Source organism: Natrialba magadii ATCC 43099, assembly GCF_000025625.1.
GTDB lineage: Archaea > Halobacteriota > Halobacteria > Halobacteriales > Natrialbaceae > Natrialba > Natrialba magadii.
Map to the genome: position 1 here is coordinate 1,268,184 of NC_013922.1, position 22,418 is coordinate 1,290,601.

Annotated in this window: 18 protein-coding genes and 1 pseudogene; 6 read left to right on the top strand and 13 right to left on the bottom strand. The window is 61.3% G+C overall.

The features are described 5' to 3' along the window. Positions 1-25: 25 nt before the first annotated feature. The 5 genes from NMAG_RS05950 to NMAG_RS05970 all read right to left on the bottom strand — a co-directional run bounded on the left by NMAG_RS05950 (position 26) and on the right by NMAG_RS05970 (position 4,780). On the bottom strand, positions 26-1,075 hold the full coding sequence (locus NMAG_RS05950) for a hypothetical protein (protein ID WP_004217142.1): 1,050 nt from the start codon (positions 1,073-1,075) through the stop codon (positions 26-28). Positions 1,076-1,169: 94 nt separating this feature from the next. After that, a complete protein-coding gene (locus NMAG_RS05955) occupies positions 1,170-2,027 on the bottom strand; it encodes an ABC transporter permease (RefSeq protein ID WP_004217143.1) in 858 nt (285 codons plus the stop codon). Continuing rightward, positions 2,027-2,809 carry an ABC transporter permease subunit gene (locus NMAG_RS05960; protein WP_004217145.1) on the bottom strand — a complete coding sequence of 261 codons (783 nt, stop codon included), beginning with the start codon at positions 2,807-2,809 and terminating at the stop codon, positions 2,027-2,029. Before NMAG_RS05960 ends, NMAG_RS05955 begins: the two co-directional genes overlap by 1 nt. Next, complete coding sequence (locus NMAG_RS05965) at positions 2,806-3,747, bottom strand: ABC transporter ATP-binding protein (protein WP_004217146.1); 942 nt, start codon at positions 3,745-3,747, stop codon at positions 2,806-2,808. Before NMAG_RS05965 ends, NMAG_RS05960 begins: the two co-directional genes overlap by 4 nt. Positions 3,748-4,048: 301 nt before the next feature. After that, a complete protein-coding gene (locus NMAG_RS05970; RefSeq protein ID WP_012996488.1) occupies positions 4,049-4,780 on the bottom strand; it encodes a DUF1405 domain-containing protein in 732 nt (243 codons plus the stop codon). Positions 4,781-5,187: 407 nt separating this feature from the next. Here NMAG_RS05970 and NMAG_RS05975 point away from each other — a divergent pair, with 407 nt between their 5' ends. Together NMAG_RS05975 and pdxS are read left to right on the top strand one after the other, a co-directional pair. Continuing rightward, positions 5,188-5,535, top strand: coding sequence for a PH domain-containing protein (locus tag NMAG_RS05975; RefSeq protein WP_237076820.1), 348 nt, complete (start codon positions 5,188-5,190; stop codon positions 5,533-5,535). A 92-nt stretch (positions 5,536-5,627) separates the two neighbouring features. Beyond that, complete coding sequence (gene pdxS, locus NMAG_RS05980) at positions 5,628-6,536, top strand: pyridoxal 5'-phosphate synthase lyase subunit PdxS (protein WP_004217150.1); 909 nt, start codon at positions 5,628-5,630, stop codon at positions 6,534-6,536. Positions 6,537-6,650: 114 nt separating this feature from the next. Here pdxS and NMAG_RS05985 read toward each other — a convergent pair whose 3' ends face one another. The 5 genes and pseudogenes from NMAG_RS05985 to NMAG_RS06005 all read right to left on the bottom strand — a co-directional run bounded on the left by NMAG_RS05985 (position 6,651) and on the right by NMAG_RS06005 (position 15,409). Next, positions 6,651-7,946 (bottom strand): S8 family peptidase, encoded by a 1,296-nt coding sequence (locus tag NMAG_RS05985; RefSeq protein ID WP_004217152.1) that lies wholly within the window; start codon positions 7,944-7,946, stop codon positions 6,651-6,653. Positions 7,947-8,164: 218 nt separating this feature from the next. After that, positions 8,165-8,536, bottom strand: a complete 372-nt coding sequence (locus tag NMAG_RS05990) for a hypothetical protein (RefSeq protein ID WP_004217153.1) — start codon at positions 8,534-8,536, stop codon at positions 8,165-8,167. Between the two features lie 144 nt (positions 8,537-8,680). Further along, on the bottom strand, positions 8,681-9,571 hold the full coding sequence (locus NMAG_RS05995; protein WP_004217154.1) for a homoserine kinase: 891 nt from the start codon (positions 9,569-9,571) through the stop codon (positions 8,681-8,683). A gap of 177 nt (positions 9,572-9,748) precedes the next feature. Then, positions 9,749-12,425: pseudogene (locus NMAG_RS22750) on the bottom strand (methyl-accepting chemotaxis protein). A 188-nt stretch (positions 12,426-12,613) separates the two neighbouring features. Further along, positions 12,614-15,409, bottom strand: a complete 2,796-nt coding sequence (locus tag NMAG_RS06005) for a methyl-accepting chemotaxis protein (protein ID WP_012996489.1) — start codon at positions 15,407-15,409, stop codon at positions 12,614-12,616. A 270-nt stretch (positions 15,410-15,679) separates the two neighbouring features. Between NMAG_RS06005 and NMAG_RS06010 the strand changes: the two genes are divergently transcribed. Next, complete coding sequence (locus NMAG_RS06010) at positions 15,680-17,104, top strand: ABC transporter substrate-binding protein (RefSeq protein ID WP_012996490.1); 1,425 nt, start codon at positions 15,680-15,682, stop codon at positions 17,102-17,104. A 24-nt stretch (positions 17,105-17,128) separates the two neighbouring features. Here NMAG_RS06010 and NMAG_RS06015 read toward each other — a convergent pair whose 3' ends face one another. Next, entirely contained in the window at positions 17,129-17,773 is a 645-nt protein-coding gene (locus NMAG_RS06015; RefSeq protein ID WP_004217163.1) for a DUF6149 family protein, read from the bottom strand. Between the two features lie 211 nt (positions 17,774-17,984). Between NMAG_RS06015 and NMAG_RS06020 the strand changes: the two genes are divergently transcribed. Next, entirely contained in the window at positions 17,985-19,223 is a 1,239-nt protein-coding gene (locus NMAG_RS06020) for an NAD(P)/FAD-dependent oxidoreductase (RefSeq protein WP_004217166.1), read from the top strand. 66 nt (positions 19,224-19,289) lie between these two features. Here the strand turns inward: NMAG_RS06020 and NMAG_RS06025 are convergent, their stop codons facing one another. After that, positions 19,290-19,700: a universal stress protein gene (locus NMAG_RS06025; RefSeq protein ID WP_004217167.1), complete on the bottom strand. Its 411-nt coding sequence runs from the start codon at positions 19,698-19,700 to the stop codon at positions 19,290-19,292. Positions 19,701-19,912: 212 nt separating this feature from the next. On the opposite strand from NMAG_RS06025, the gene nrfD reads away from it, so the two are divergent. Beyond that, the gene (gene nrfD / locus NMAG_RS06030; protein ID WP_004217168.1) at positions 19,913-21,280 is read left to right on the top strand and encodes an NrfD/PsrC family molybdoenzyme membrane anchor subunit; all 1,368 of its coding nucleotides are present in this window, start codon (positions 19,913-19,915) and stop codon (positions 21,278-21,280) included. A 62-nt stretch (positions 21,281-21,342) separates the two neighbouring features. Here nrfD and NMAG_RS06035 read toward each other — a convergent pair whose 3' ends face one another. Next, entirely contained in the window at positions 21,343-22,056 is a 714-nt protein-coding gene (locus NMAG_RS06035; RefSeq protein ID WP_004217171.1) for a triose-phosphate isomerase, read from the bottom strand. A gap of 117 nt (positions 22,057-22,173) precedes the next feature. On the opposite strand from NMAG_RS06035, the gene NMAG_RS06040 reads away from it, so the two are divergent. Further along, positions 22,174-22,413: a hypothetical protein gene (locus NMAG_RS06040; protein ID WP_004217175.1), complete on the top strand. Its 240-nt coding sequence runs from the start codon at positions 22,174-22,176 to the stop codon at positions 22,411-22,413. The last annotated feature ends 5 nt before the right edge of the window (positions 22,414-22,418 follow it).

The following is a 22,418-nucleotide window of genomic DNA, read 5'->3' on the forward strand; positions in this document are numbered from 1 at the left end:
TGATCGTTGCAGCAACGCAGGTCCGTTAGTTGATCGCCAGGTCCTCCCGCCAGATCGCCGTAGCGATGACGCGATCGCCGTCGATCTCGAGCGAACGGTCCTCACCTGAAGCGCCGAGCACTGCCTCGAGGGCAGCCTCGTCCGGATCGTCGATCACCGCCGCGAAGTCGCCGGTAGCCGTCTCCTCGTCCTCGACGGTGAACGAGGAACTGATCCCCTCTGCACCCTCGAGTTCGTCGTACTCGAAATCAATGTCGACGAGCCCGTCGGTCGGGTCACCGTACTGTCCAACGGCGACGTCGACACCGCCGTTATTGTTACCGTCGGCCTCCTGTTCGAGCAGCCACGCGAGCGTCTCAGAGTCGTCCGTCGCACGTTCAGTCTCGCCGTCAGCGGCCTGGATCGCGCTCTCGAGTGCGGTCAATGGATCGTCGGCCGCCGGAACCGCTTCGGCAACCAGGATCGCATCTGTCCCGACGGCAACCGCCACGTCAGCCTCGGGATCGACCGGCGTGTAGATGTCGTACGCACCGATCTCGTCCGTTCGCTCGAGTTGCTGGAGGAACTCGGCGTCCGCCTCGGCGGTGACTTGGGCGTCGATTTCGTCGGGGTCGATTTCGCCGGTCGCGACGAACACACGGTCGGTCAACAGCAGGTCCTCGACGGTCGAGTCGAACGTTTCGGCCTCGAGAATCCGTCCGAGCCTGTACTGGGCAAGATCCAGCGCGACGTAGAAGTACGCCGAGAGCAGCGCCTCCGAGAGAGGTGCGACCATCGGATCTGCTTCGAACTCCGGTGGTACTTCCTCCGCTGGCTCGGTCACCTCTCCCTCGAGTTCCGCCTGGATCTCGTCGCCGACGGCCGTCCAGTCGACGAAGACGAACTCGAGGGCGTCGTCCTCGAGGGTGAGCCATCGACTGTACTCCGGGTAGGCGTCTGTGTCGTCTTCGTTGTCGGTCTCGTCTTCCTGTGCTGCCGCGTCGGCTGCCAGCCAGTCCGCGGGTCCGACGGCGGCAGTCGTTGCGAGTCCGATCGCCCCCGTGAACTCGAGAACGGTCCGTCGGTTCGGTGTCATAACAGTGTGCCACATCGCCAACTACGATATAGTCGGGGCCTTCCTTCGTCGCGAACTGATGGTTAGCTGCGTGTTGAATTGTGGCCACGCCGGGTCAGATATCTCGTCGCGTAAAGAGCAGTAACGAAAGGCCGACCAACACGAGAAAGCCCACGAGGAGAACGGCGGCGTCACCGAACGCGTACTCCTCGCGGACGAGGATTGCCGTTTCGTCGTAGTACCGGCTCGGGGTCACCGCACCGATCCACTCGAAATCCGGGTCCAGTCCGGAGACCGCGTCGACCAGCCAGAGGACGAACACGAGCGTCAGTGCCGCCGCCCTGGCGGTTCTCGGACGGTCGACAACCGTGGAGAGCACAAATCCGATGCCGGCACAGACCAGCAGATACGGAATCGAGAGCAGGTGTACCATCGTGAGGGCAACAGGGTTGAACGATTCGCCGATGATGAGCGCACCGACGTAGACGATGGTTGCTACCCCGACGTTCAACACGACGAGCGGGACCCACAGCGCCGCGATTTTCTGGAGGACGACCGACTCGCGTGAGACCGGATTTGAAAGGGTGAGATCCATCTTCCGGTCGTCGATGTCGGCCGCGATCAGTCCTGCACCGACGTACGCGAAATAGATGCCGACGAGGATCACCCAGAAAAACGAGTAGATTTCGGCGGCGATGAACCCCTCAATCGTGTGCAGCGCTTCGATCCCGAAGAGGTCGAAGAAAAATGCCGGGAACGCCTGCTCGAGCGCTTCCATCTCTTCGGAGAGACTGGGGAACATCGAAAAGTACAGCGCTGACAGGAGGCCGAATACCACGACGAGGACGACCGAGGCCCGGACGCGCTTTCCCGACTCGACGCGGAGGATGGCCGTGGAACTATCGGTTCCATTCGTTGCTGGAGGGCCATCAGCAGCAGCCGTCGTGGTATCGCTGCCCGTATCCCCCGCCATCAGATATCCCTCCGAACGAAGACGACGGTGGCAATCGCAAGTAACGCGAAAAACGCCACCAGGAGGACCCCAGCGTCGGCAAACGCGTATTCCTGATGAACCAGAACATCTCCCGGATCGAAGTACCGACTCGGCGCGATCGCACCGACCCACTCGAAATCCGGGTCCATATGAGAGAGTCCGTCGACCAGCCAGAGGACGAATACGAGCCCTAGCGCGGTAGCCTGGGCGCTCTCGACACGCTCGAGAACGACTGAGAGAACGATGCCGATCCCGGCACAGACTAGCAGGTAGGGGACGGTGAACAGATGCGCGATCACGAGCGTGACGGGATCGAGCGTCTCGCCGATAAGCAGGAGTCCGACGTAGAGGACCGCGAACAGACCAACGTTCAGTGCGACCAGCGGTACCCACAGTGCGGCAACCTTCTGGAGGACGACCGACTCGCGTGAGACCGGCGTCGAGAGGAGGAGATCCATCCGGCGTGTTCGGATGTCGTCGACGATCATCCCGGCGCTGACGTACGCGAAGTAGATACCGGCGAACAGCAGCCAGATGATGGAGAAGATATAGCCGCCAACGAACCCCTCGATCGTGTGAATCTCCTCGATACCCAGCAGTCCGAGCAGGACCGGCGGAAACGCCTCCTCGATGAGTTCAGCTTCTTCCGCAAAGCCGGGGAAGACGGCGAGTACGAACGCGAGTACCAGCCCCAATAGGCCGGTCAGAACGAGCGAACTGCGGACCAGCTGTCTCGACTCGGCACGCAGAACGGCTGTCATCCTCCCTCCGGCTGCGCACTGCCCCCGTAGTAGTGTTTGAAAATCTCGTCGAGTTGTGGATCGGTGATCTCGACGTTAGCGATGTCGAACTCCCCCAGGTGATCGATGAGCGCGTTGTACTCACCAGTGTACGTAAACTGCACTGCGCTGTCGACGATATCGAGGTCGATCATATCGTCCGTCACGAACCGCGTCTCGTCGACCGGCTCCGCGAGGTGGACCCACACGCGTTTGCCGCTGCGTTCCAGGAGCGTGTCGATGTCCTCGAGAGCGACCAATCCGCCCTCCCGAATGATCCCGACGCGATCGCAGACGCGCTGGACTTCGCTCAGCACGTGCGACGAGAAGAAGATCGTTTTCCCTGCGTCGCGTTCTTTCTCGAGAAACGCGTGCATTCGATCCTGTTTGAGCGGGTCGAGTCCCGACGTCGGCTCGTCGAGAATCGCGAGATCCGGATCGTGCATGAACGCCTGAACGATGCCAAGCATCCGTTTGTTCCCGTGCGAGTAGGTTTCGACCGGCTTCTCGAGTGGCGGATGGAACAGCTCCAGGAGTTCGTCCCGTCGTTCGTCCCCGCGCATCCGGGCGAAATAATCGAGGACCTGACGACCGGTCAATCGCTCTTCGAATCCGAGCGTGTCCGGGAGGTACCCGATGTTGGCTTTCACCTCGGTGAGCGCCCGCCGATTACGGATGTCCGCACCGAGCACTTCAGCGGTTCCCGAAGTCGGTTTGATGAGTCCAAGTAACAGCCGGATGGTCGTCGTCTTGCCCGCTCCGTTCGGGCCGAGATAGCCGAATATCTCGCCGGGTTCGACGGTAAAGCTGACCGCGTCGTTAGCCATGACCTCGCCGTATCGTTTGGTGAGATTGTCCAACCTGATCGTTGCTGCATCGTGATCTGGATCGGTCTCACGTGTCTCGGTTTGCGTCGACATGAGTACTCCTCTCGTGGCTCCACGCGGTTGCTACCGCGACGTACTGCGCTGCGCTACGTTACTCGACACCGCCACAGAATATAAACATCTGTCTTACCTCTCACACAATTTCTCGACGTGATTGATGTTTTGAAGCTGTCATATCTCTCCGTTCTCGTCGGAACGAATGTCGGTGATAAGTGACTGTGTGTTGTGGAAACATCTGTCAAAACATCGTGCTGGTCAAACTACCGTCCATCACCTATTCGGTTTGGAACAAGAGAACGGGAAGGAAAACGACCAAACGGAGCGACAAAACGGGTTACGAATCAGAGTCAGCACCAGCAGTCGCCCCAGTCTGTTGCGTGTCGCTCTCGAGTACCGCTTCGCACTTCTTTACCCGAATCGAGAGCGCGAGAAACAGCGCGAGCAGCGTAAACGTCACTTCGCCGGCAGCGATGACGCCGAGCGCGTCGGCCTGCAGGAACATCGGTTCGTCGCGCGCGACAGGAATCGCGGTGTGGTGGGGCTCGCCGACGATTGGGATAAAGTAGTCGACGATCAGATTACTCGTATACCAGACGAACGCGACGGCAACACCCCAGACAGGGAAGTCGGTGATTCGGTAGAGAACGAGCGCCTGGACAACCATCCCGAGGTGGCTCCAGAAGAGGAACTGGAACATCAGCGGGTGGAGATACGAGTACGAGTCGTAGAACACGAGCAAGGTGTACGGCGTCCAGAGCCCAAGGATGATGTTTCCGAAGAACGCGAGCGCGGTCAGCCACGGCAGTTCGTGGCCAAGTTTCCAGGCAGCAATGGCCAGCGCGATGAACAGCGTCGCCATCGGACTGTCCGGCACCCAGGGCCACATTACGGCCGGCGTCTGGGCGAACTGTCCCGAGTAGTACCAGAAGCCAAAGACTGTCCCGAGAAGGTTGATTGTCACGACGAGCCAGGCGAATCTGAGCCCGAGGTTCTCGAGTACCCGCGGGACAGGAGCGAGGTATCGCGGGAGTGGGGTACGAGTCGGCAATCCGGTCGACGATGTCATCAGTTCGTCTACTGGTTGGCCGGAGAACGCAAAATGGTAGCGGTATCGTCGAACGAGCGTCGTCACTACGTTGGATGGTGAAGTGGTGCTCGAAAACCGTCATCCAGGGTGGGGTCTCTGGTGGAAGCTGTTGGCAATTGCCGGATTCTTCTTCCTGTTTATAGTAACAACTGCAACTAGTTACACACTGATCGCACAGCCCACTCACGGGTCACGTTGTTCCCCGCTCGCTGTGTCGCGGTTCTCACTCACTTCGTTCGCTCGCGGGTCACGTTGTTCCCCGCTCGCGGTCCGCGGTTCTCACTCACTTCGTTCGTTCCGAACCGCGCTCGCTCCGAACCGCGCTCGCTCCGAACCGCGCTCGTCGTGCGATCAGGTGTGCATTGACTTGCAGTGGCTACTATAGTTTGAGTGCAGGACTGGACGGAATTCTGGGTGGGTTGCTGGTCGCCGGTGCAATCGTCGGATACGTTGCATTTGCACGTTCTAAATCACGGTACATCGTCACCGATGAACGTGTAAAGATGGACATTGGGTTCATAAACGGCGCATCGCGCGAATATCGGATCTCCGACGTGCAGGGGATCGACACGTCCCAGAGCCTCATCGGGAAGCTCTTTTCCATTGGGGATATAGCCGTTCGAACCGCTGATGGCACCGAAATCCCGTGGCGAGGCGTCCCCGATCACGAACAAGTAGCACACACCATTCGAGAGCACCAACGCAAGTACGACCAGACGATGGATCGAAAGTAAATCCGTCTCTCATTTCGTTCTGTTTGTTTCGCGTCATGCCGGAATCAGAACCAACAGATACGTGTAAGTGCCGTGGGTGAAAACGCCACACCATGTCCGAGACGACAGATCTCGAAGACCTTCGACGTGGAACCGATCTCGTCAAGCGCGGCTTCGCACAGATGCAAAAGGGCGGCGTCATCATGGACGTCGTCAACCCCGAACAGGCCCGAATCGCCGAAGACGCGGGCGCAGTCGCCGTCATGGCACTCGAAGCAGTACCGGCGGACATCCGCAAGCGCGGCGGCGTCGCCCGGATGGCAGACCCAGCGGACGTCGAGGAAATCGTCAACGAAGTCTCGATTCCGGTAATGGGCAAAGCCCGAATCGGGCACACGAAAGAAGCACAGATACTCGAGTCCGTCGGCGTCGACATGATCGACGAGTCCGAAGTACTCACGCCCGCAGACGATGCCTACCACATCGATAAGCGCGACTTTACGGCTCCGTTCGTCTGTGGCGCGCGCAATCTCGGCGAAGCATTGCGCCGGATCGAGGAGGGTGCGGCGATGATCCGAACGAAGGGTGAAGCCGGGACGGGTGACGTGAACCAGGCTGTCCACCACCAGCGGACGATCAAAGGGGAGATCCGCCAACTGGAGGGGATGACCCACGAGGAACGCGAGGCCTACGCCCGCGAAATCGAAGCGCCTGCGGAACTCGTCCACGAAACGGCAGAGATGGGGCGTCTCCCGGTCGTCAACTTCGCCGCGGGCGGTATCGCGACGCCTGCAGACGCGGCGCTCATGATGCATCACGAGTGTGACGGCATCTTCGTCGGCAGCGGTATCTTCGGCGCGGAGAACCCGCCAGCAATGGGTGAGGCAATCGTCGAGGCCGTAAACAACTGGGACGACGCCGACGAACTCGCAGAGATTTCGAAGAACCTCGGCAAGGGGATGAAAGGCGACGCAAACGTCGATCTTCCCGAAGAAGAGAAACTCCAGAGCCGCGGCGTCTAAGAACAACGACCCTCGAATTTGGCAGTGGTTTGAGGAAGGAGGAACGACGAACGATGGAGCGCGACGAGTACTATCAGAGACGACGTGGGCAGTCAGTCTCGAACGTTCCTCGCGTTACTTCGTGTTCGCTTTGTCCTTTTTGTCCTTCTTGTCCTTCCCGTAGTCCTTGTCCTTCTTGTGGGCGTCTTTCTTGCCCTTCTTGCCCTTCTTGCCTTTCTTCCCTTTCTTCCCTTTCTTGATTTTGGCCACCGCTGCGGCGTTAACCAGCCCGGAACCCTGCTTTTTGGACGGCAGACCGAGGTCGATCGCTGTGTCGGTCATGAAGTACCGGGCTTCCTTTGCAGAGTAGCCCTTCGCCATCAGCAGCGCTGCCGTTCCAGTGACGTGCGGCGTTCCAAACGAGGACCCGGTTGCAACACCGTACTCGCCGCCTGGTATCGTTGAGAGGATATCGACACCCGGTGCAGCCAGCTCGATCTCGGGACCGTAGTTCGAGAACTCCGCGAAGCCATCGTCTTGTGTCGTCGAACTCACTGCGACAACTTCCTCTGCGGATGCTGGGTACGAAACGGCCTCACCGCTATTGCCAGCCGAGGAAACCATCAGGAGGCCCCGCTGGTGGGCAAAGTGGATTGCCCGCTGTACGAGCGGCGAGTAGGGACCGCTCAGACTCATGTTGGCCACATCACAGCCCTTGATTGCGGACCAGATGATCCCCATCGCGACGTCGGATGCATAGCCCACACCCTCCTGGTTCAACACTTTCACGGCGTGGAGCGTCGACTCCGGCGCGACACCGACGACACCGAAGTCGTTGTCGGCTGCAGCGATCGTTCCGGCAATGTGGGTGCCGTGGCCGTTGTCGTCGATCCAGTTGATCTCGGGATAGCCAACCGCACGGTTGTACGCGATACCCTCACCGATATTCTCGGCGAGGTCCGGATGGGTCGGGTCGATCCCGGTGTTGATCACTGCGACGTTCGCTCCCTTTCCGCGCTTGCTCGCTTTGTGGGCTTTCCGTGCACCGATTCGTTCGACGCCCCAGGGAACGACTTGTCCCCCAGCGTTGTCGTTGTCGTCGTTCGTATCCGAACCCGCGTAGTACTCCTGATCCGGTGCAACGAAGTCGATGTGATCGGACTCCGTGAGCGCCTCCATGTCTTCAACCGCTGCCTCGACAGTGAGGGTGTTCACCGAGTGAATCGCGTGGATGACGTTGTCCGCCGCGTCCCTGATTTGCTGTTCTCCCGTCTCGGTCGCGTACCCAGCGTTAAACCGACCCGCTTCACCGTGGGAGTCAGCCTGCACGCTCGACACGCTCGCGAGTCCGCCCAGAGCGATCCCCGCACCGCTAACCGTTTTGAGCACGTTCCGTCGACCGGTACTGTTGTGCGTCATTTCATCCGACATGACAGTCGCAACGAGAATACCTACGTAAATTGTATAATCCCGCCTACCGATCAGTATCCGAAAACTGAACTACTCGAGTACAACACTCACTTCGAATCTAACGTGCCGATGAGAGCGCGGCCAATACGCCGGTGTGACGAGTCGGCGTACGTGAAGGTTTCCAGCTACTAGACGCCAGGTACCCCACAAACGGAGAGCTGAAAGTGGTAAAGCGGTTGTCAGTCGTTCTTGGTAGTCGGCTGCCACCAGGTCTGTAGCGGCGGCAAGACGCCCATACGCCACGCTAGGAGCAGCGTACAGTACGTCACGAGCGCGCCACAGCCGAGCGAGAGAACGATCACGGGAGCGAACCACGCCCCGCCAACTGCGAGCAGCGCCGCGAGCGCGAGCGAGCCAAACTGGACGGACCAGCGCTCCCAGTAGTAGCGAACCCGCGCCGGATCGCGAGCCGCGAGCAGTTCGAACCCAACCGTGAGCGCGCCGCCGACGACAAACAATGACGGCGAGAGCGACGTGCCACTCGCCAGCGCGAGGCCGCCGAAGATGGCGAGAGTGAGCACGGCGAGTGCGGCGTCGACTCGAGTACCCATACCTGCGTCTGCGACAGGGGAGACGATAGTAGTGTGGCCGACACAGAGGGGCGAATCGACTGCAGGGACGGTGACGGGAGGACTGAAGAAATGGTGAAAGAAGAACGTCCGTGAAAACCAACAAAACAACAAAACCAAAACCGTTCAGGACCGGTCGCCGTACACGTGCGCACCCTCACCAATCGCCGTCTGATAAGCACGACTTTCGATCCCCACAGCATCGAAGGCATCGAGCATCGCGCCGGCAACCGCGCCGCGGTCCGACTCAGTCCGACAGACCGCGAGGATGGCGGGGCCGGCACCGCTGACGGTGACGCCAGTCGCACCGGACTCGAGTGCGGCCTCGCGGACGGCGTCGTAGCCGTCGATCAGGACGCTGCGCTCGGGGGTGACGATTTCGTCTGCCATGCCGCGGCCGACGAGTTCGGGGTCGTTGCGCGTCATGCCGACGGAGAGGGTAGCGGCGTGGCCGACGGTGTCGACGACGTCGCCGAGTCGGGCCTGTTCGGGGACGACACCGCGTGCGTCGCACGTCGAGACGGTGATCTCGGGCAGGCAGACGACGACGGGGAGCGACGCATCGACCTGCGTAATGCCGTCGTCGGTGACGATGACGAAGCCACCGAGTAGCGACGGGGCGACGTTGTCGGCGTGTGCCGTGCCAGAGACGATTGCCTCACCCTCGGCGGCGATGGGGACGAGTTCCTTGCGCGAGAGACCGCGATCGTAGAGTTCGTTGAGGGCGACGGCAGCGCCAGCTGCGCTGGCGGCCGAGGAACCAAGCCCGGAGGAGGGCCGGACACCTTTGTCGATCTCGATGTGTGCGGGGGCGTCGAGCGCCTCGGCGACGGCACCGACGGTGTTCTTCTTCGGGTCTTCGGGGATGTATTCGCTGCCAGTTCCGGTCACGGTGATCGTCGTTTCGGGGGCGCGAGACACCCGGACGATATCGGCGGGTGCGCCGAGCGCGACGCCGAAGACGTCGAAGCCGCTCCCCAGGTTTGCGCTCGTCGCTGGAGCCCGCACGGTGAGCATGGCGAATCATTGCGACACTGCAGGCAAAAAGGTAGCGGAGCGCGGTCAGTGAACGGCTACTGCAACTCGAGTTTGGCTGTCGATTGTCGATTGTCGATTGTCGATTGCCGATTGCCGATTGCCGATTGCCGATTGCCGATTGCCGATTGCCGATTGCTGATTCCTACTCGCTCTTCGTTACTCGTCGTCCGGTGTGTTGTCGAACGTGAAGACGTCGTCTGGATCGTCACCGTCGTCTTCGTCAGCCGCAGTCTCGTGGTCATCGTCGGCGACACCCGTTTCGCTGTCGACAGCCTCGTCACCGCTCGCTTCGACGGCGAGCGGGTCGGGTTGATCATCAGTCGTGGCCGCGTCGGAATCGACCTCGGCCGAGTCAAGCGGGTCGTCTCCTGGGTTCGATTCCTCGACGGGTTCGAACGCCGTCTCCTCGTCGAACGTAATTCCAGTAGTCGTGTCCTCACCGTCGCCCGTATCGTCGCTGCTGAGGTCGAGTTCCGTCTGTGGAGCTTCGAGCTCGGCTTCCACATCGAGCTCTGCGTCCTCGACATCGGTCTCGAACCGGTCGAGGGCTGCCGAGAGCTGGCCGGACTGCTGGGAGAGGTTCGACGCCGAGTTCGTCACCTCGGTCAGTGCCGTCGTCTGCTCCTCGGCGGCTGCCGCCACGTTCTCCGCTTCGGTCGTCGTCTCTTCAGAAACGGTGGCTGCGTCGTCGACCATCGCGACGACCTCCTGCGTCGAGGCTGCCTGCTGTTCCGTCGCCGCCGAAATCTCCTGGACACCGATGTTCGTCTCGCGAGCGAGTTCTGCGATCTCTTCTAATGCATCCACTGCTTCCTGCACCTGCTGTCCGGCGTCGACGATGTCCGAACTCGTTCCCTGCACTTCTGTGGCGGATTGTTCGGTCCGCTCGCGGATGGACTCGAGTCGGTCTTCTGCTTCGTCAGCCGCTTCGGCAACGTCCTCGGAGAGCGCCTTGACCTCCTTCGCGACGACCGAGAAGCCTTCTTCGTCCTCGCCGCTGGCGGAGCGGGAAGCCTCGATGTTGGCGTTGAGCGCCAGCATGTTCGTCTGGCGGGCAATCTCGGAAATCGTCGCGATGAGTTGGTCGATCTGCTGGACTTCTTCTTCGAGGCGCTCGATTCCTGCGACCGCATCGCCGGCCTCGGTCTCGATTTCGTCCATCGCAGCGATCGCGTCCTGGGCGGCTTCCTGACCCTCCTGGCCGGTGGTGACCGTCCGCTCGGCGATGTCTGCGACCTGGTTCGAGGAGGCAGCAATCTCCTCCGTCGTGGTCGAGAGCGCGCTCATCTCCTGGTTGACCGACTGGAGCGACTGGTTCTGCCGTTCTGCACCGTCGGAAATCTCCTGCACCGATTCGGTGACCTGCTGGGAGGCCGAGCGGACCTCCTCGCTCGAGGCGGTCACCTGCTCGGAGGCCGTGGCGACGTCGGTCGCGAACTGGCTGAGTTCCCGCGACGGTCTGCTCGATCTCCTCGAGCATGACGTTGAAGTCCGTCGCGATGTCGGCCATCGCCTCGTTGTCGCTGTCGGCGTCCATTCGCGCGGTGAGGTCGCCGTCGGCGGCGGCCTCCATCACGTCGCTGTACTCGTCGGCGGTCCGCTCGAGTTGCCGATTGATTCGAGCGACGCGTTCGCGTTCGTGTTCTGCGTCCTCGCGCGCAGTTTCGGCTTCATCGATGGTTTCGACGAGCGAACCGCGCATGTCGTCGAACGAGTCGTAGAGAACACCGATTTCGTCGATACGGGAAGATTCGACGGTCGTATCGTACGCACCGTCTCTGATCGAGGTCGCGCGCTCGGAGAGATCGCTCAGCGAGCGGGCCGTATTCCGGCCGAGAATCGTCCCGAAGAGCCCGATCAGCGCAACGCCGGCGAACGTGATCAACAGTCCGAACTGGGTCGCGCTGTTGGCGAGACCGAGCGCATCTGCTTCGTCCGTGTGGACGAGGACGGTCCAGCCGTCGTTGGTCGTGTAATAGCCGGCGACGTACCCCTCAGGGTCGAAGTTGTACGGTTCGTTCTGTAGCGTCTCGCCCGGTGGATCGTCGACCCGGATCGAGCCGCGTGCTTCTTCCTGACTCGCCTCGAGAACGCCGTTTGTATCCTCGTACTCCATAAGGAACGTCTGGCCCGCGTCATCTATGCTGCCGCCGAGATAGGCGTCGTCGCCGACGATCTGTCCCTGCTCGTCGACAACGGTCACGACCGTTCCCGAGTCGGCCGCAGAGACCATCCCGGTCGAGCGATCGGCGAGATCGAAGCTAAAGACCAACGCACCGTCTCCACCATCGACGCCGACGTAGTACGAAACAACCGCCTGCTCGTCAGTTTCGGTACCGGTTTCGTCCGGCGTCGCGTACGGTTCCGTCTGCTGCACGAGGTTCGTCGAAAGATCCTCGTTGAGTTCGTCTGTCTCTGGGAACTCGAGTTCCTCGACCGTCTCGGCGTCGGTCCCGATGCCGGTGAGAATTTCACCGGACTCTGTGTCTACGTAGAGAGCGTTAACACGCGCTTCGGAGAGGTCGTAGTAGACGTTCTCCAGATAGGAGTCGATCGCCGCCACGTCGCCGCTATCGGTCACCGGTGCGTCGGCTGTCGTGGCAACCTGATTCTCGTTCTGTGTGAGCCACTCTTCGAGTGCGACTCCCTCCTGATACGCTGCATCCTCTCGCTCGTCGAGCGATGTCGCCTCGACGTTGTCCGTGAGCAACGTCGTCGAAACCAATCCGAGGCCACCGATCGAGAGCCCGAGGACGAGGAAGACTATTCCAAACTTCACTGCGAAACTTCGTCTGATGAACGACGGTATGAGACGCCGTCCCTTCCACACCATAGGTGCTAACGATAAGCAATGTACTTAATTCTTATCGTTAAACGTGACTGTCTGTGCATACTATAGCAGTAGTGTGAGTTGAACAAATCACTCGGGCGGAGAGAATTCTCGGTGTTGTCCAGACTGGGAGACGTGAGAGAACGTCTCAGTGGGAGAACGAATCAGCGTGAGGCCTGTCCGACGAACGGTTATTCGTCGTCTGACGTGTTTCCGAACGTGAATACGTCGTCGGTGCTGGCTTCGTTTTCGTTCTCGTCCTCGTCCTCGTTTTCGTTTTCGTCTTCGTCGTCTCTGTCGCGGTCTACGCCTTCATCTCCGTCGGTGTCTCCATCGTCCGAACTGTCGTCAGTCGTCTCTGCTCCGCCGACAGGTCCGAGTGGGTCAGACTGCCCAGCATCTGTTGCAAGTGGATCAGACTGCTCAGCAGTCCCACTATCACTGGATTCAGCGCCGACTGGGTCGAGCGGTTCGCCGAAGCCAGTCGATTCGTCGGCCGGTTCGAACGCCGTCTCGTCATCGAACACAACGTCGCTTCCCGTCTCATCGTCGTCGAACACAACGTCGCTTCCCGCTTCATCTTCGTCGAAGGTGACGCCGATTGACTCCTCATTTCCATCGTCAGCAGCGTCGAGCGGCTGTTCGCCGAGGTCGAGTTCAGTCTGTGGTGCCTCGAGTTCCGCGTCCGGATCGAGTTCCGCATCCTCGACATCGGTCTCGAACCGGTCGAGTGCCGCCGAGAGCTGGCCGGACTGCTGGGAGAGGTTCGACGCCGAGTTCGTCACCTCGGTCAGTGCCGTCGTCTGCTCCTCGGCGGCTGCCGCCACGTTCTCCGCTTCGGTTGTCGTCTCTTCAGAAACGGTGGCCGCATCGTCGACCATCGCGACGACCTCCTGTGTCGAGGCCGCCTGCTGTTCCGTCGCCGCCGAAATCTCCTGGACGCCGACGTTCGTCTCACGGGCCAGTTCTGCAATCTCCTCCAGCGCATCCACCGCTTCCTGCACCTGCTGGCCAGCGTCGACGATATCCGAACTCGTCCCCTGCACTTCCGCGGCGGATTGTTCGGTCCGCTCGCGGATGGACTCGAGTCGGTCTTCTGCTTCGTCGGCCGCTTCGGCAACGTCCTCGGAGAGCGCCTTGACCTCCTTCGCGACGACCGAGAAGCCTTCTTCGTCCTCGCCGCTGGCGGAGCGGGAAGCCTCGATGTTGGCGTTGAGCGCCAGCATGTTCGTCTGGCGGGCAATCTCAGAAATCGTCGCGATGAGTTGGTCGATCTGCTGGACCTCTGCCTCGAGACGCTCGATTTCTGCGACGGCGTCGTCGGCTTCGGTCTCGATTTCGTCCATCGCGGTCATTGCGTCTCGCGCAGCTTCCTGGCCGGTCTGCCCGGTCGAAACTGTCTGCTCGGCGATGTCCGCGACTTCGTTCGAGGAGGCGGCGATCTCTTCGGTCGTCGTCGAGAGCGCGCTCATCTCCTGGTTGACCGACTGGAGCGACTGGTTCTGCCGTTCTGCACCGTCGGAAATCTCCTGCACCGATTCGGTGACCTGCTGGGAGGCCGAGCGGACCTCCTCGCTCGAGGCGGTCACCTGCTCGGATGCTGTCGCGACGTCGGTCGCGAACTGGCTGAGTTCCGCGACGGTCTGCTCGATCTCCTCGAGCATGACGTTGAAGTCCGTCGCGATGTCGGCCATCGCCTCGTTGTCGCTGTCGGCGTCCATTCGCGCGGTGAGGTCGCCGTCGGCGGCGGCCTCCATCACGTCGCTGTACTCGTCGGCGGTCCGCTCGAGTTCGTCGTTGATCTCGGCGATGCGTTCGCGCTCGTGCTCGGCCTCTTCGCGGGCGGTTTCGGCCTCGTCGATCTGCTCGCGGAGGGCGACGCGCATGGAGTCGAATCCGTCGTAGAGCCGACCGATGTTGTCGATACGCCTGGTCTCGAGGTCGACGTCGAGGTCACCGTCTTCTATCTGGCCGGCCTTGTCCGTCAGGCGGTCGATCGAAACCGCCGTGTTTCGGCCGAGCACCGCGCCGACCATCCCGATCATGAGGACGCCAACGATCGTTGCAATGTATCCCCAGTCGTTGACCGTGTTGACGAAGCCGTACGCCTGGTCGGTCGGTTCGTGTGTCAGAACGACCCAGTCAGTGCCGTAGACCCGGGCCGAACTGACGACGTACTCGTCGGTGTCGAAGTCGTAGGTGTCGAGGACGCTCGCACCGTTACCCGAAACCTCCCACGTGCTCGCACCCGACGTGCGTGCGGTGTCGACGAGCGTGTCGTTGCCGTCGTAGGATTCGCCGAGCGCCGCGTAGTCGTCGCCGTATCCAGCGTTGTCGAGTATGACCTCGTTGTCCCCGTCGACGACGACGGTCGCGACCTGCTCGCCGTCCTGGAACTGGCCGCCGTAGGCCTCGAGTTCGGCCGTGTAAACGATCGCTCTGTCGTCCTGACCAGGAACCGTTACGACATAGGTGATGACGGCAGCGTCTTCGTCGAGTTCACCGTCGAGGACGTACGGCTCAGACACCCAGGGCACCTCAACCGTTGCCTCGTCGAAGGCGGTTTCAGGAACGGACTCGAGTTCGTCCGTCGACGCGCCGCGGACGTCACCGTCGGTGCTTGCGAGGATCGAGCCCTCCTCAAGGTCGACGTAGCTGATCGAGAAAATGTCGGCGTCGAGGTGTTCTTCCCAGTCGAGCAGCCGTTGTTCGATCGCGGCCGGCTCGTCACTCGCGACGACATCCGAGTGTGCGAACGTCGAAATCGTCTGTTCGTTCTGTTCGTTCCACATCTGCAGCCCCTGTGCTTCCTGTCCGGCGAAGGACGTCTGATCGGCCTGGACACGCTCTTCGACCTCGTGAGTGATGCCAGCGGTCGCAACGAACCCGATCAACCCCACCGAAAGTCCGAGTACCAGTAACGCGATGCCAAACTTGACCGCGTACCGGCGTCGGATCGCTGCAGGTACTACTCGTCGGAGATCCATCGATATGCAACGCGTGTAACCGTTCCCACATAAATTGTCATTCGAGAGTATCAGTTCCGATAATCGGTCAGAGAGGGAGTAATTACCACTGTTTGCTGAACTCGTCGTCGCTACCGGTAGTCGCTGCGAACGCTTGTATACCCCTCCGATCCATTGTTATTCGACTGTTAGTTTCAGTAAACGTTCCAATCGGCTTCGAGGGTGGGCAGGGTGTGGGACCCGTTGACCTCCGGAACCGTTAAGAAATATAGGTCGAAAGGACATTCCAGTATGAGTGACTCTACCGGGGATCGGTTGACTTCGTCACCAGTCAGTGGGGAGCGCGGGGAGCCATCGACACAGCAGGGGCAGCAACGGGCTGGCAAGAACGGGTCGGCCCCGATCCGACGCCGCCGATTTTTGCAGGCAACCGCTGTGACGACCGCAACGGCCTCGCTCGCCGGCTGTACGGACAGCTACGAGACGCTCGTCGAAAGCGCCACGTCCGACGAAGACGACGACACTGTCACGATTGGCGTTCTCGCGCCAAATCCGGACAGCGACTTCATCGGCCGCTCGATGGCGCAGGCAGCCCAGGTCGCTGTCGAGGAACTCAACGAAAACGGCGGGATCAACGGTCACGAGGTTGAACTCAGTGTCCGGGATACGAACGCAAGTGCATCTGAAGCCCGCCGACAGTACCAGCAACTCATCCTGGAAGACGGCGCAGTCGCCACAACGGGCGTCTTCGATAGCCCCGCGCTCGTCAACATCATGGACGATATCGCCGAGCAGGAGACGATTCACCTGACGACGGGTGCCGCAGCCGCAGACGCGACGCGACTCGTCAACGAGCAGTACGACGAGTACAAGTACCACTTCCGGGTGGGCGTCATCAACGAGTTCGATCTCGGCCGAGCTAAGATCGACTTCCTCGACGACATGGCCGACGAGATCGGCTGGGAGTCGATCGCCGCGCTTGCGGAGGACTACCAGTGGTCCGAGGGTATCTGGGAGGCGACACAGGACCGACTCGACGATCTCGACCTCGACGTCGTTATGGAGGAACGCTACCCGCCCGCGACGGACGACTTCACCGACCTCTACAGTGAGGCGGCAGCGGCGGGCGCTGACGCCGTGCTCATCACGGCGGCACACACGGGGAACGAGGCCATGCTCGACTGGGCGTACCCGAACCGACCCGAACAGCAACCCCAGCCACAGCCGTTCGCGTTCGGCGGCACGCACGTCCCGATGCAGTTGCCCTCCTACTACGAACAGACCGACGGTGCCTGCCGATACGGATTCGGCCAGATCAACGCGACGGAACAGAGTACCACCGGCGATCTGACCCAGGAGTTCGTCTCGACCTACCAGGACCGATTCGACGGCGAGAGTCCGGTGTACACCGGCTACGGAACCTACGACGCAATTCTCGTCTACGCCGAAGCCGTCGAAGCCGCCGGAACGTTCGACGCGGACGACGTGGTCTCCGAACTCGAGTTCATTCAGTTCTCGGGTGCGTCGGGGCCGGTCGAGTTCTACGGTCCGGATCACGAGTTCGCTCACGACCTCGCCTACGAGGCGAGCAACCCACTGTACTTCCAGTGGCAGGAAGACGACGACGGAACCGGCGTTCAGGAGATTATCTGGCCGGAAGAAGAGGCGACGAGCGAGTATCAAGCGCCAGCGTGGCTCCAATCACCGAGCCCCTAGTCCCTGGTCTCTAGTCTCGACTCGTTAATCGCTGGTTCCGTCGCCACTGGACCCGGCCCCATCGTTACTGCCATCGGCGTCGACAGCCGTCTCCTCACTCACACCGACCGCCTGTGAAACGTCGATGTCGTCAGGTTCGTCCTGCCCACCGACAATGAGGTCACCAGTCGCCGTCTCGACGTAGACGTCGTCCGCGAAGCCACCCTCGGCGTGTGGATGTACTGGATCCTCGAGTTTTTCCGGGGTCGAGGGCGCTTCGGTCAACCCTTCCGGTGGTTTGAACTGTCCGAGTGGCTCGTCGATCGTAATGTCCCAGCGCTCGAAGAATTCCCGGTAGCGATCGTAGTGGGCCTCGAGTTCGTCTGCCGGGAACTCCATCATCTCCGTCCAGCCGTGATTGTAGAAGTCGAAGTTGGCCTGGATGTGCGTAATCTCCCGGGCTTCGGCTTCGGAGTAGCCGTCGTTGAGCGCCCGCAGGTAGGTGTCAACCGTCGCCTCGAAGAGGTCATCGAGGTGAGCCTCGCGCTCGTCGGCGTGTTCGGGGTCTGCCTTCCGCAAAAAGACGCGAGTGTGCAGTCTAACGAGTCCCGATTTGGCGACCGACCGAACGACGGGCGTCTCGAGTGCCGTTCGCGATGCGAAGTGGCGCGCGTTCTGACGGAGCTTCATGGAGGCTGCTAGAGCAGGGAGTGTAAAGAGCCGTTCGGGACAGCGAGTGTTTTTCGTCGGAAACGTGGCTGCTGCTGCTGCGGAGAGTTGCTATGTTAGCAAGGTTCATAATTTCGCACGAGTAGTTGGAGATCGTTCAAGTATTCGAGATCGAAGGGAAAAATGAGCGAGATAGCAATCCACTTTAACCCGCATTACGAACGGTCGGGATATGACAGAGTACGTCATCATCGGAGACGGGATCTCGGGCAGTTCGGCCGCCGAGACCCTCCGGGAGGAAGACCCGGAGTCGACGATCACCGTCATCACCGATGAGGGGGAGCCACTGTATAATCGTATTCTCATCAAAGAGCACGCGAAGGGCAAACTTCCCGAAGCGCCGATTTCGATCCACGACGAGGAGTGGTACGAAGAGCGCGACATCGACCTCTCGCTCAACACGCACGTCTCGTCGATCGACGCCGACGAGAAGGTCGTCCACACCCACGAGGGAGAGGACATCACCTACGACAAGCTTCTCGTCGCGACGGGCGGCACGCCAACGCAGCTGCCAGTCGACCACAGTGACGCCGACGGCATCCACCACTTCTGGACGTTCCAGGACGCACGGAACATCCGCGAGAGCGCAGAAGCCGCAGAAAACGGCGTCATCGTCGGTGCCGGTCTCCTCGGCATTGACTTCGCCGCAGTCTGTGGCTCGCAGGGCGTCGACGGAAAGTACCTGATGCGCGGTGACCGCTGGTGGCGCTACGCGCTCTCGGAAGACGGCGCGGAGATCATGCACGAGGGCATGCGCGAGAAGGGCGTCGAGCCGGTCTTCGACAGCGGTGTCGACCACTTCGAGACCGACGACGACGGGACCGTCACCGCCGCCGTCGACCCCAACGGCGAGCGCTTCGAGTGTGACTTCGCCGGCGTCGCCATCGGCCTGACGTTCAACACCGAGTTCCTCCGTGGTGTCGACCTCGAGATGGACAACGGCATCGTCGTCGACGAATACATGCAGACGAGTGTCGACGACATCTACGCGGCCGGTGACATCACGCGCTTCTACGACGTCCTGCTCGGTGACCGGGCCCAGAACGGATCCTGGGGCTCGGCCAAGGAACAGGGCCGCGTCGCCGCGATCAACATGGCCGCAGACGACGAGGACGAGGTCTTCGAGTGGGTCTCCTCGTACTCGATTACGCACTTCGACTTCCCGTTCCTCTCCTTCGGTCACCCGACCATCGGCGACGAGCACGCCGAACGACGCTACAGCGACACCGAGTGGCGACGCATCGCCTTCAAGGACGGCAAGATCGTCGGCGGCGTTCTCATCGGCGACCTCTCGCCACAGAGCACGCTCAAACAGCTCATGCGCGAACAGCGCGAGGTTGCCGACCAGGCAGAGGTGCTGCTCGAGCAGTCGGTCGACGCCGACAAGCTTGCACCCACACAGGAACAGTAACGTCCTCGTCTGGCCCTGATCGGCCAGCCTTGGCTGCTGCGGTCTGTGAGTACAAGTGGACAGACACTACCGAACGATCGTTACCGGAACCGGTGCTCGCCGAGCGACTCGTTCTGCAACGCTCCCTAACAACGCCCGCGAGACACCTGTCCGCCCGTGACTCCCGATGATGATCCGATCGACCGGCTGCTCGCGCGCATAGTTTACGATCGCCCGCGCCGGTCGCCCTTCGATCAGTTCGGTGTCGAACGATTGGGTTCCAAGCTGCTCTTCAGCCCGCTCAAATAACTCCATTGCCTGCTCTCGTCGCTGCTCGAGCATCGTTCCCGTTCCCAGGTGGCCGACTTCGCCGTACCCACTCTCGGAGAGGTCCACTACGTGTACCGCCGTGAGGTCGTCGTCCGGGTGCTCGGAAAGGGCGTACTCGAGTGCAGCCCACCCGGGTTCTGACTCGTCGAGTGCGACGAGCAGGTGCATACGAAACGCTACGTTCTGAACATACTTGAGTTTGTGTACCGTACACATACGTCTGCCCAGACCCGTCCACAGACTCCGCTGTCAATCGGTTCGGACGACTGGCAATCGACACGTACGAGTCAGGGAGTGTGAAGACCGACGGTAGTGACCTTGCAAGACCAACGTTCGAAACGAAAGGGATTGCCGGGGTAGGGCTGTGTGGACTATTCGCAATGAGCACGAAATCCCCGTCAAAGGCCGATCTCCTGCGGCCAATTCGAGAGACATCGACGGCATACTACGTCCTGGTTGCCGTTGCGGCGATCGCGTTCGGTCTCTTCTTGCTCGGGTGGGCCTACCAGTTAGCCGAAGGGATGATCGTCACCGGACTGGGAGACTGGGGTACCGGTGGCGGGGTCACCTGGGGTATCTACATCGGCGCGTTCATCTGGTGGGTCGGCATCGCTCATGGAGGAATTATCCTCTCTGCTGCGGTGCGACTCCTTGGCATGGAGCGATACATGCCGGTTGCGAGACTGGCCGAATTGCTCACGCTCGGGGCGCTCTCTGCGGCCGGTTTCTACATCGTCGTCCACCTCGGTCGGCCGGATCGGATGGTGACGAGCGTCATCGGACACTACCACATCACGGTGAACAACTCGCCGCTCGTGTGGGACGTGACGGTCATCACGGCCTACTTCGTGCTGACGGCGACGTACCTCGCGCTGACGCTTCGGTACGACATCAGTCGGCTCAGGGACGACCTTCCAGATCGGTACGGACCGATTTACTCGCTGCTCACGATCGGCTACTCCGAGCGTGAGGATGCGGTCATCCAACGGATGGTCTGGTGGATCGCGCTTGCGATCATCATCATGGCACCACTCTTGCTCCACGGCGGCGTCATTCCGTGGCTGTTCGCCGTGATTCCGTCGATGCCACGCTGGTTCGGTGCCGTTCAGGGCCCGCAGTTCCTCACGATCGCGCTTACCTCTGCGATTAGCGGCGTCATCATCCTCTCGGCGGCGTTCCGGCGAGCCTACGACTGGGACCATATCATCACGGACGACGTCTTCCGCGGCCTGTTGCTCTGGCTCGGCTTCTTCAGCCTGCTGTTCCTCTGGCTCCAGCTACAGCAGGTCACCGCCGGAAGCTTCGCTCCACCGATCGACCTCAGCGTCGTCTGGTCTGCGACCCTGTCCGACCCGATCTACATCGTCGCCATGTTGCTCGTCGGACTCGTGCTCGCGTTCATCTTCGCCCAAACACTTCGGCCCTCGCTGTTCTCCAGGGGCCGCGCAATCGTCTGCGCTGTTGCTGTCCTCACCGCGACGCTCCTCGAGAAGGTTCTGTTCGTCGTCGAGGGCATGTTCCACCCCTCCTTCGAAATCTACGCGGCGACGCCCGGCTACTACATCCCAAGTCTGATCGAGATTGCGTCCGTCATCGGCACGATCGGCATGGTGTCGCTGTTCTTCCTGCTCGTCGCCAAGATCGTCCCGGTACTCGAGTTACACGCGATCGAACACCTGCAGGCGGAGCATCAGGAGGGCCGGACGAGCGACCACGCGAGTCGGCAGTCGGCGTCGGAAGACGAGTAGCGCAGCGTTTGCTGGCTTCCGTACTCACCTCCACCCACTCCCCCTCCCCTTACCTCGCCTTCTCACGTATTCGAGTCGCCGGCCGGCGGCATCACCGCTGCAACTGCTCGAAGCCACGCCTCAAAATCGTCGCCAGCAGCGGCTTCCAGCGCGGCCGAGGCCGCGCCGGTCGCGTCGACGCCGCAGTCGAACGCCTGCTCCACGTCCTCAGCGGTTCGAATGCCGCCGCCGACGAAGACCCTGGTTTTCGACGATTCGGCGGCGACGAACTCGACGAACGACTCGAGTCCCTCCGGATCCGATCGCACCATGCCACCCTCGGAGGCGATGTCCGCGGGCTGTTCGAACAGCAGGCAGTCCGGCGCGGGGTCGAACGCGAGCGCCGCCGCGGCAGTCTGGTGGTCCGGGACGCAGACGATCGATTCCAGTCCGAGCGCGTCGCAGCGCTCGATGAGTCGGCCAACGGTCCCAAAGGTGTCCTCGTTCTCAGGGTGATTGACGAAGACAGCGTCAGCGCCGGCAGCGGCGACCGCCTCGCAGGTCGCGTCGCCGATACTCGCATCTTCGTGACGGACAGCGGTCTGGGCAACGATCGGAAGCGTGGTCTCCGACGCGACGAGGCGTATATCAGGAACCTGTGGCGCGAGCGCGAACCGGCGCTCGGTGTCGTCTGCGACGCGTTCGACCGTCGCCGCGAACTCACGAAGGTCGTCGCCGACGACCTCGGGGTTGGTCTTGGTGTTGACCAGAAAGAAGGGGTACTCGAGTTCGGACATACCCACACATTCGATGGGGCGGTGTATCGCAGTTGTGGTCAACGCCGTTAGAAGAAACGACTGCAACCAGCAGGAGACGGCCCGACCTTTAGGCGTCAGTTCCCCATATCGGATGATATGGCAGCAACGCTAACCGACGACGAGGTTGGAAAGACGGTCGTCGACGCAGAGCAGAAGGAACTCGGAATCGTCGCGAAGGTCGACGGCGGCCGCGCTTACGTCGATCCCAACCCGTCCGTCGCCGAACACGTGATGGCCGCAGTGGGCTGGGAAGGCGAGGACGAGGAGGACTACCTCGTCACGGAGGATATGATCGCGTCAGTCGGCGACGAGATCGTGCTGCAGGGCGATCTGTGAACTAC